Annotated in this window: 8 protein-coding genes; 5 read left to right on the plus strand and 3 right to left on the minus strand. The window is 50.6% G+C overall.

The features are described 5' to 3' along the window. A partial coding sequence (locus HWQ67_RS08720) for a type II toxin-antitoxin system HicB family antitoxin (protein ID WP_218252297.1) occupies positions 1-321 on the minus strand: 321 nt, incomplete at its 3' end. Continuing rightward, positions 311-553, minus strand: coding sequence for a type II toxin-antitoxin system HicA family toxin (locus tag HWQ67_RS08725; RefSeq protein WP_218252298.1), 243 nt, complete (start codon positions 551-553; stop codon positions 311-313). The genes HWQ67_RS08725 and HWQ67_RS08720, both read right to left, overlap by 11 nt. Positions 554-715: 162 nt before the next feature. Here HWQ67_RS08725 and rfaQ point away from each other — a divergent pair, with 162 nt between their 5' ends. The 5 genes from rfaQ (at position 716) to HWQ67_RS08750 (ending at position 7624) form a co-directional block, all read left to right on the plus strand. Beyond that, a complete protein-coding gene (gene rfaQ / locus HWQ67_RS08730) occupies positions 716-1849 on the plus strand; it encodes a putative lipopolysaccharide heptosyltransferase III (protein WP_218252299.1) in 1134 nt (377 codons plus the stop codon). A gap of 158 nt (positions 1850-2007) precedes the next feature. Continuing rightward, positions 2008-2478 carry a DUF29 domain-containing protein gene (locus HWQ67_RS08735; protein ID WP_218252300.1) on the plus strand — a complete coding sequence of 157 codons (471 nt, stop codon included), beginning with the start codon at positions 2008-2010 and terminating at the stop codon, positions 2476-2478. Between the two features lies 1 nt (position 2479). Continuing rightward, positions 2480-2971: a DUF29 domain-containing protein gene (locus tag HWQ67_RS08740; protein ID WP_218252301.1), complete on the plus strand. Its 492-nt coding sequence runs from the start codon at positions 2480-2482 to the stop codon at positions 2969-2971. A gap of 216 nt (positions 2972-3187) precedes the next feature. Further along, complete coding sequence (dnaE, locus tag HWQ67_RS08745; RefSeq protein WP_218252302.1) at positions 3188-6565, plus strand: DNA polymerase III subunit alpha; 3378 nt, start codon at positions 3188-3190, stop codon at positions 6563-6565. A gap of 45 nt (positions 6566-6610) precedes the next feature. Then, on the plus strand, positions 6611-7624 hold the full coding sequence (locus tag HWQ67_RS08750; RefSeq protein ID WP_425340712.1) for an acetyl-CoA carboxylase carboxyltransferase subunit alpha: 1014 nt from the start codon (positions 6611-6613) through the stop codon (positions 7622-7624). Between the two features lie 194 nt (positions 7625-7818). On the opposite strand, the gene HWQ67_RS08755 is transcribed toward HWQ67_RS08750, so the two are convergent. Then, positions 7819-8835, minus strand: coding sequence for a DUF4126 domain-containing protein (locus HWQ67_RS08755; protein WP_218252304.1), 1017 nt, complete (start codon positions 8833-8835; stop codon positions 7819-7821). Positions 8836-8967: the final 132 nt, after the last annotated feature.

Consider the following 8967-nt stretch of genomic DNA (forward strand, 5'->3'; position numbering starts at 1 on the left):
GATACAATATATAGCCTCCTGATTTAAGCTGACGTTGTCTTCCTTTGCCTTTTCTTCCAATCGTTTATGGAGTGATTTGGGAATCCTGAGAACGAACCTGCCGCTATATTCTTTAAGGTTTGACGGAGGAGGGATAGCAAGATTCTTCTCCGTGGCGATCTGTTTCCATTGTTCAAACACGGTGCTGAGTGCGGAAATTGCCTCTTCACGGGTTTGCCCGTAGGCTGAAACCTCGGGGATATCCTCTATGAAGGCACCAAATTCATCATCTCTCTCGTCAAAAAATATCTTGACCGTATAGTCCTTAAAATCATATGGCATCGTTTTCCTCCAATATTCTTATAAATTGTTTCACCTGATATTCTTTGGCCATACCGTTTTTGCCTTCTTGCACGGGTATAAGTTTTTTGTAATCGCTGCTAAAAAATATAACATGACTGCCTCTGTACCTCAAACATTCAAAGCCAAAGTCCTTGAGTAAATTTTCAAAATCACTAAAGCGTACATTGGCAGGATTATTTATAGCATCCCTTAAAATTTTATCCCTTTTCATACTTTATGGTATCACATATAGTACTAAAGGTCAAGATGATAAATTGACTTCCGTTAAATGAGTCGGTCCTGACCCGGTTGTTGCTTGCATTAAAGTTAAAACTGATGTAAGATATAGCAGTGACGCTTTTTTTCTGATGCACAGGGTTAGTGGATAGTGAAAATGACCAGGCTCCTTGTTATAAAGCTGCGACACATTGGCGATGTCCTGTTGACGACGCCGGTGTACCGGGTCATCAGGGACAGGCTGCCTGATGTACACATAGCGGTGATGGTAAACTCCGGCACCGAACCGATGTTGAGCGAAAACCCCAACATTGACGAGCTGATTGTCTTTGACAGGTCGATAAAGGGGCAACCGTTTCTAAAGAAGTGTGGCAGCGAACTCTCATTCCTCAGGGTGGTGAGGGCCGGGGGGTTTGACACCACTATTGATCTTACCGGAGGGGATCGGGGCGCCATAGCCTCATACGTAAGCGGTGCAGGTCGCAGGATTGGGCGCAACACCCACAAGGTCAGCCTATGGGGCAAGAAGGCCCTCTATACCGATCTGATTGGCGTAGACCAGACACAACACGTTGTGAGTCAGAATCTCCACCTGGTAACAGGGCTACTGGGAAACGACGTCCAAGCCCCTGTGCGCGTGGAGATACATGTACCCGAGGTAGAGACGCAGGCGGCAGAGGCGGCGCTGAAATCCAGGGGCGTGCATCAGGGCGATACGCTGGTGCACATTCATCCGATGTCGCGGTGGCAATACAAGTGCTGGCAGGATGACTACATGGCCGATGTGATAACCTGGCTCGTTACCAACGGCGTAAAGGTCGTACTCACCGCCGCCCCCGACGCCAGGGAAAGGGAACGCGTAGAGCGGATTGTCTCACTGACTGCTCTGAGTGCGGTCTCACGTGCGGGGGGATTAATCTCCCTTGGGGGGGCTGGCACGTTGAAGGCCCTTGCGGCCATATCGAGGCGTTGTGCGTTGTTTTTCGGTGTGGACTCTGCCCCCATGCACATAGCCGCTGCGGTTGACACGCCGGTTGTGGCGTTGTTTGGACCATCTGGCGTATTTAACTGGGGCCCGTGGTACAACGACTCCAACACCCTACAGCCATACCCACAAAGAAACGGCCAGCAAGCCTGCGGCATACACTCGGTGATTCAACGAGACTGGCCATGCATCCCCTGCGGCAAGGACGGATGCAACGGCTCAAAAAAAAGCGACTGCCTAGACGACATCACCCCCAACGAGGTCAAACACGCTCTGACGAAAGCCCTCAATCGAAATCTGCTATAAAACCCTTCATTTGTTAGTACTTATCTCTCGTTCATCTTTAACAACATGTCTGCCTCCTGTAATGTTGTTATATGAGGTTTATTATAATTCCGTATAGATTTTAGATGAGGCAATTCGGGGGTTGACAGATACCCCGCCGGTAATGTTAGCATATCTCTATGGATACGCTGACACAAGCACATAACGACACGCTTTCAGCTCGTGCCCTCTATGAGGTTGATTTTTATCAGTGGGCGTTTCGTAATGCCGATCTGCTGCGGCATGGCAGATTCACGGAGATAGACATAGAAAATATAGTAGAGGAACTGGAGGGCATGGCCAGGAATAACAAAAGAGAGCTATTGAGTCGATTAAAGGTGCTGATAATGCACCTGCTAAAATGGCAATACCAACCAAAACGACGTTGTAAAAGTTGGCGTTCAACAATAATTATTCAAAGACAAGATATTAAAAATCTGCTTGAGGACAGTCCAAGCCTAAAGCATAATATAGAAATAGTTATAGCTAAAGGATTTATAGACGCCAAAGAAGGATTTGAAGTTGACACAGGGATTAGCGCCAATACATTATCCGAGACCTGTCTCTATACCTTTGAACAATTAATGGATCGTGGTTTCTGGCCCGAATAACATGGATACATTAACACATAACGACGCTCTTACGGCTTCTTCACTGCGGCGGGACATTCCCGCTCGTGCCCTCTATGAGGTTGATTTTTATCAATGGACGTTTCATAATGCCGATCTGTTGCGGCAAGGCAGATTCACAGAGATAGACCTTGAAAATATAATAGAGGAGCTGGAGGACATGGGCAGGAATAACAAAAGAGAACTCTTGAGTCGATTAGAGGTGTTAATAGCGCATCTGCTAAAGTGGCAGTATCAACCAAAACGGCGTTGTAGAAGTTGGCGTGCAACAATAGGTAATCAAAGAAAAGAAATAGAACATCTGCTTGAGGACAGTCCAAGCCTAAAGAATAAGATAGGAACCGTTATAGCTAAAGGATTTATAGCGACTAAACGAATGTTTGAAGACGAAACAGGAATTAGCGCCAGTGAATTACCTGAAACCTGCCCCTATACCTTTGAGCAATTAGTGGATTACGGCTTCCGCCCAGAATAGTCCTTTACTCCCGGAAAAAAATTTACACGGGTAAGTTCGGGGGGGGCGTGTTGCCTCACGTAAGGATCTATACGAAAGTAGTGTATCCTCTAAAAAAAGCATGGTAAAAGGTTTCGCAGGAACCAGGCTTTGTCTTTAATCCAATCGACGTATGCAATAAAGTCCTTCATCTTTTTGATATTGACTTAAGCCGCCAGTTGTGTTAATATTTACGTTATGCAGCAGTCAGATTACGTCCCGCTTCATCTGCATACCGAGTACAGCTTGCTGGATGGGGCTATACGGATCGGCGAGCTTATCGACATGGCAATGCAGTACAATATGCCTGCAGTGGCCATCACTGACCATGGCAATCTGTTTGGGGCTATTGAGTTCTACAAGAAGGCCAAAGATGCCGGCATTAAACCTATCATCGGGTGCGAACTATACGTCGCCACGGGCAATCGCCACGAAAGAAACAAGAGCGACACCAGGGGATCGTATTTTCACCTCGTCCTGCTGGCAAAGGATGCGGAGGGTTACAGAAACCTCGTCACGCTTGTCACAAAGGCATACACCGAAGGATTCTACCACAAACCGCGCATCGACATGGAGCTGCTCCAACAACACAGCGCCGGACTGATTGCTCTGACGGCTTGCCTCAAGGGCGAAGTGCCATTTTACCTGCAACGAGACATGATGACGGAGGCCAGAGAGGCCGCCATCAAATACATGGAAATCATGGGGGCCGATAACCTCTACTTTGAAATCCAGGACAACGGCATAGCCGAACAAATCGACGTCAACAGAAAACTCATCGCCCTCTCTAAAGAACTTGAAGTCAAGCTCGTGGCAACAAACGATTGCCACTACCTGCGCAAAGATGACGCCACCGCACACGACATCCTCCTGTGTATACAGACGGGAAAGACCATCACCGATACCGACAGAATGAGGTTTAAGACAAGCGAACTGTACTTCAAGTCCCCGCAGGAGATGAAGCAGGCCTTTGCCGAAACCCCGGAGGCCATCTTCAACACCCTGGAGATAGCCGAAAAGTGCAACCTCTCATTCCAACTATACAAAAACATGCTGCCCCAGTATCACATAGAAGGCTCCCAAACGGCTGAGACATATCTACAGGGTCTTGCCCTGGAGGGACTAGCCAAAAAGATAGGGCCACAACCATCCGCCACGTACACCGAACGCTTTGACACCGAACTGAAGGTAATCAACAAGATGGGTTTTGCCTCGTACTTTTTAATCGTGTGGGATTTTATAAACTTCGCACGCAGCAACGACATCCCCGTTGGTCCTGGCCGGGGGTCGGCAGCCGGTTCACTTATTGCCTACTGCCTGGATATCACCGACATAGACCCGATAAAGTACAACCTGCTCTTTGAGCGGTTCCTGAATCCCGACCGCATCAGTATGCCCGACATAGACGTAGACTTCTGCAAGGACAGACGTGGAGAGGTCATTGTCTATACGGCGGAGCGCTACGGCAAAGACCACGTTGCACAGATCATCACCTTCGGGACGATGGCTGCCAAGGCGGCAGTGCGTGACGTGGGCAGGGCACTGGGAATGCCCTATGCCGAGGTTGACAGGATCGCAAAGCTCATCCCGACAACCCTCAACATCACCATCAAGGAGGCCCTCGAGGCAGAGGTCGAGTTCAAGAGCGCCTACGACAGGTCGGACGAAGTTAAGCGCCTCGTAGACATAGCCATGCGTCTGGAGGGGCTGTGCCGACATGCCTCTACCCATGCCGCAGGGGTTGTTATCTCGCCCACTGCGTTGACCGACTACACGCCGTTGTACAAGCACCCCTCAGAAGACGCCATCATCACGCAGTTTGACATGGGTTCCATAGAAAAGATCGGCCTGTTGAAGTTTGACTTCCTGGGCCTCAAGACCCTGACGGTGCTCAGGCAGACCCTGCAGTACCTCAAAGAGCGCAGTATCGACCTCGTGCTCAAGGACATCCCAGTTGATGACACTGAGACATATGAGCTGTTAAGCCGCGGACTAACCACCGGCGTGTTTCAGCTTGAGAGTCCCGGCATGAGGGACATCCTGATCAAGATGTCGCCCAATCGCTTTGAGGACCTCATTGCCCTGGTTGCCCTGTACCGCCCCGGCCCCATTGGCAGCGGCATGGTGGATGATTTCATTAAACGCAAAAAGGGACAAACGCCCGTCACATACGACCTGCCGCAGCTGAAAGACATCCTCGATGAGACCTACGGTGTCATCCTGTACCAGGAACAGGTCATGCGGATCGCCAATAAACTCGCCAGCTTCACAATGGGACAGGCCGACATCCTCAGAAAGGCAATGGGCAAGAAGATCGCACAGGAGATGGACCGCCTCAAGGACGAGTTCGTCTCAGGCTCCGTAAAAAATAACATAGCAGAAAAAATGGCCGTCAAAATATTTGATCTCATGGCCATGTTTGCAAAGTACGGGTTTAACAAGTCGCACTCGGCCGCATACGCATATCTTTCGTATCAGACGGCCTACCTCAAGGCGCACTATCCCGTTGAGTTCATGGCCGCCAACCTCTCCTGCGAGGATACCACGGACAAGATCGTCAAGTTCATCAAGGAGTCCCAAGAGATGTCCATAGACATACTGCCTCCCGATATAAACAACAGCGGTAGCCGATTTAAGATCGTTGCCAAGGCCATACTCTTTGGTCTTGAGGCCGTCAAGGGGGTTGGTGGCAGTGCCATAGAGACCATACTGCAGTGCAGGCAGGAAGGGCCTTTTCAGAGCCTCGAGGACTTCTTTCGCCGTGTCAAGGTCAACAAAAAGGTAACAGAGAGTCTTATAAAGGCCGGCGCCTTTGACAGTCTCTGTACGAGCAGGGCAGGGGCAGTGCAGGAACTTGACGGGCTGTTATCGGGCAAGGGTGCGTTGCCGTCGCTGTTTGACAATCACGCCGAGGGTGGCGGAAACTCCGCAGGGAATGGCGAGTGGGAGGAGGCCGATAAGCTCATGTATGAAAAGCAAGCGCTGGGTTTTTATATCACCAGTCATCCGCTGAGAAAGTACGAGGGTTTTCTGAGACAGTTGCATCTGACAAAGACCGCCGCCCTGGAGGAATGTGTAAGTGGTACGGAGATCAGCGTGGCGGGCATCGTGGCGTCGTTTAAGAAGAAACAGTTGAAGGACAAGCGCACAATGGCCATTGTCACCCTTGAGGATGATGATGGCTGGGTGGAGTGTGTTGTCTATCCGGATGCGCTTGGAAAGGTGCAGGAGTTGCTCAAAAAGGACATCGTTGTTGTGGTAAGGGGCAAACTCGAAATATCCGAAAAGGGGGCCAAGGTGATTGTCAATGAGGTATCGGACATCTCTGCCGTTCTGACGCAGAGGCTCTCAAAGATAGAGATAGACCTCAGATGCACGCCATGTAACGGGGACATCTTTGGGCGTCTGAGAGAGGTGCTTGGGCGCAGCGCCAAGGGCAAGATACCGGTGTATCTGAGACTCCCCTGGAACGGCTCAGAGGTAACAATCATGACATCCTACTGTGTAGGTTATGACCAGGGGGTGTTCAATGAGATCGAGGGTATCACGTGCAAAGGCGTCATTGCGCTTAATTAGCAACGACTAAAATATTAGATAAGCTCTAAAAAAAATAATGCAATCATAATGCGAACCTATCTGGATTTTGAGAAACCCCTTGAGGAGCTGGAGCTTAAACTGGAGGCCATTGCCACTCAGACACAGGGGCGTGACCCCGTGGTTGAGTGTGAGGTGCAAGTGCTTCAGCAGCAGCTCAATCAGAGACGACAGGAGCTGATAGCGTCCCTGACGCCGTGGCAGAAGTGTCAGTTGGCGCGGCATCCGGAGCGTCCCTACACGCTTGACTACATAAAACGTCTGACGGAGGATTTCCTTGAGCTGCACGGTGACCGCAGATTTTCCGACGACCCGGCAATCATCGGCGGTTTTGGAACCATCGACAACCACTCCGTGCTGATAGTGGGGCATCAGAAGGGGCGCGGCACAAAAGAACGCATCGGCAGGAACTTTGGTCAACCCCATCCAGAGGGCTACAGAAAGGCACTGCGATTGATGAAACTGGCCGAGCGCTTTGACATCCCTGTAGTGACGCTCATTGACACCCCCGGGGCATTTCCCGGTTCGGGGGCGGAGGAGAGGGGCCAGGCCGAGGCCATTGCCACAAACCTCCTGGAGCTTTCGTTGTTGGCCGTGCCCGTGATCTCGATTGTCATAGGCGAGGGTGGAAGCGGCGGGGCACTGGCCCTCAGTGTGGCAGACAGGCTCGTGATGCTTGAGCACGCCATCTACTCCGTGATCTCACCGGAGGGCTGTGCGGCCATCCTCTGGGAGTCGGACAAGCTCACACAGGAGGACTTTTCACGGGCCGCATCGGCATTGAAGCTTACGGCCTACGATCTGCTGGCATTTAACGTCATCGACGGCATAATCCGTGAACCCTTGGGCGGGGCACACATCGACATGGATGAGGCCGCACAACTTGTCAAGGCATACATCGTCGATACGCTCAGAACGCTTAGGGAAATCCCAAAAGACGTGCTGTTGCAAGAACGTTACAAAAAACTTACAAGCATTGGGGTATTCACGCAAGATAAAGAACCGGCAGAGATACAAGACGTCGGCAACTCCGCTGTATAGAAGAAAGCAGGAGGGCGGTTTGTGGCAGGGGTGCCCCACCCCCTCCGCCCCCTCCTCAGACCTCCCCTGCAAGGGGGCCAGCCCCCTTGACCCCATTTTACCATGCTCAATGCGCTCCATGCCCCCTTAGCCACCTACGCAAGAAGATACGCAGTAAACCGTTCACTTTGAGAAAGAACCTTCTCTTATTTGTTTTATGAGACTGCTGATGTAAATCTGGATATCCGTGTGTTGTCGTAGTGGCCCTTAAGGAGCTGAAAGTGCATGGCGTGTGTAGCATAGACGGACAGGGTATCAAACAGGATGCCTGTCTTGTACCTTGTATCCCTGATGTCGGCCATTGGAATCTCTGTGTGATTAAACCTGAAGCCCTTTTTGCAGACGAAGATCAGCTTATCGCCAGTCATGCACAACAGTCCCCTGTAGTTTCGGCCAATCTTGACGCCCTTGCCGGAGATGCAGTGGAGAAAGGGCACGTTGTTGTCTTTTATGAGGTTTTTGTTGTGCAGGTAGTCTACAAATCCGGTTATTGAATCGTCATGTTGGGCAAGCGTCTCCGGTGTCTTAGACACTTTACCTGAGAATTTCTTGATCAGGGCAAATATTGCCGAGGACTCTATAATCAAGCAGCGATACATGTGTGGGGCAAAAAAGATAAAAACGAACATGAATATTACAACAAAGCTCAATGTTAATACCGGATGTTTGATGGCAATCCACAACCCGCCTACGACAAAGACGTCTTCCCCTGCGCTGACAAAGAAGTTACTGAATGGTTCCGGGGAGTGATTTACGATCAACCGCACCACAGACTTGACCGAGTGCGAGGACAACGACAACCCTCCGCATAACAGTACGATCTGGAGGGAGAGAATCGGGTCCAGCTTAACACCAGATATCGCTTCCATTGCCAGAAGGGCAGCCCCCACGGGACGTATGATCGTGTGTATGGAGTCCCACGTGCTGTCAACCCACGGGACCTTATCGGCAAGGAATTCCACGACACACAGCACGCCAACGACAATCAGCACAGGCGGTTGTGCCAGGACATTAAGCTCAGACATATGCCCCGGCAAGGCAATAAGCCCGTATCTGATCCCCAACCCGCAGGCAAGCACCGTGGCATAGAGCCTGATCCCCACCAGAAACGAAACCCCCAGCAGAGAACCTAACATCTCGACGCTGTAGATATCTAACACTCTATGGTCCATAAAAACCTACTCCTTAATTATATTATACTGATCGGATTCGAGTTTTTTCGGGTATCAAAATTGCCCGCATACAAGAAAGAAAGGGGCGGCTCCGCCCCCCTTCAGAACCCCCCGCAAGGGGACCAGTCCCCT

The sequence above is a fragment of the Candidatus Magnetobacterium casense genome, from assembly GCF_019173545.1.
Classification (GTDB): domain Bacteria; phylum Nitrospirota; class Thermodesulfovibrionia; order Thermodesulfovibrionales; family Magnetobacteriaceae; genus Magnetobacterium; species Magnetobacterium cryptolimnobacter.

Bases quoted from the DNA above. Each gene is read 5' to 3' on its own strand.
- HWQ67_RS08735 (WP_218252300.1), top strand. From the start codon at position 2,008: ATGGATACGCTGACACAAGCACATAACGACACGCTTTCAGCTCGTGCC.
- HWQ67_RS08725 (WP_218252298.1), bottom strand. From the start codon at position 553: ATGAAAAGGGATAAAATTTTAAGGGATGCTATAAATAATCCTGCCAAT.
- HWQ67_RS08755 (WP_218252304.1), bottom strand. From the start codon at position 8,835: ATGGACCATAGAGTGTTAGATATCTACAGCGTCGAGATGTTAGGTTCT.
- HWQ67_RS08740 (WP_218252301.1), top strand. From the start codon at position 2,480: ATGGATACATTAACACATAACGACGCTCTTACGGCTTCTTCACTGCGG.
- dnaE (WP_218252302.1), top strand. From the start codon at position 3,188: ATGCAGCAGTCAGATTACGTCCCGCTTCATCTGCATACCGAGTACAGC.
- rfaQ (WP_218252299.1), top strand. From the start codon at position 716: ATGACCAGGCTCCTTGTTATAAAGCTGCGACACATTGGCGATGTCCTG.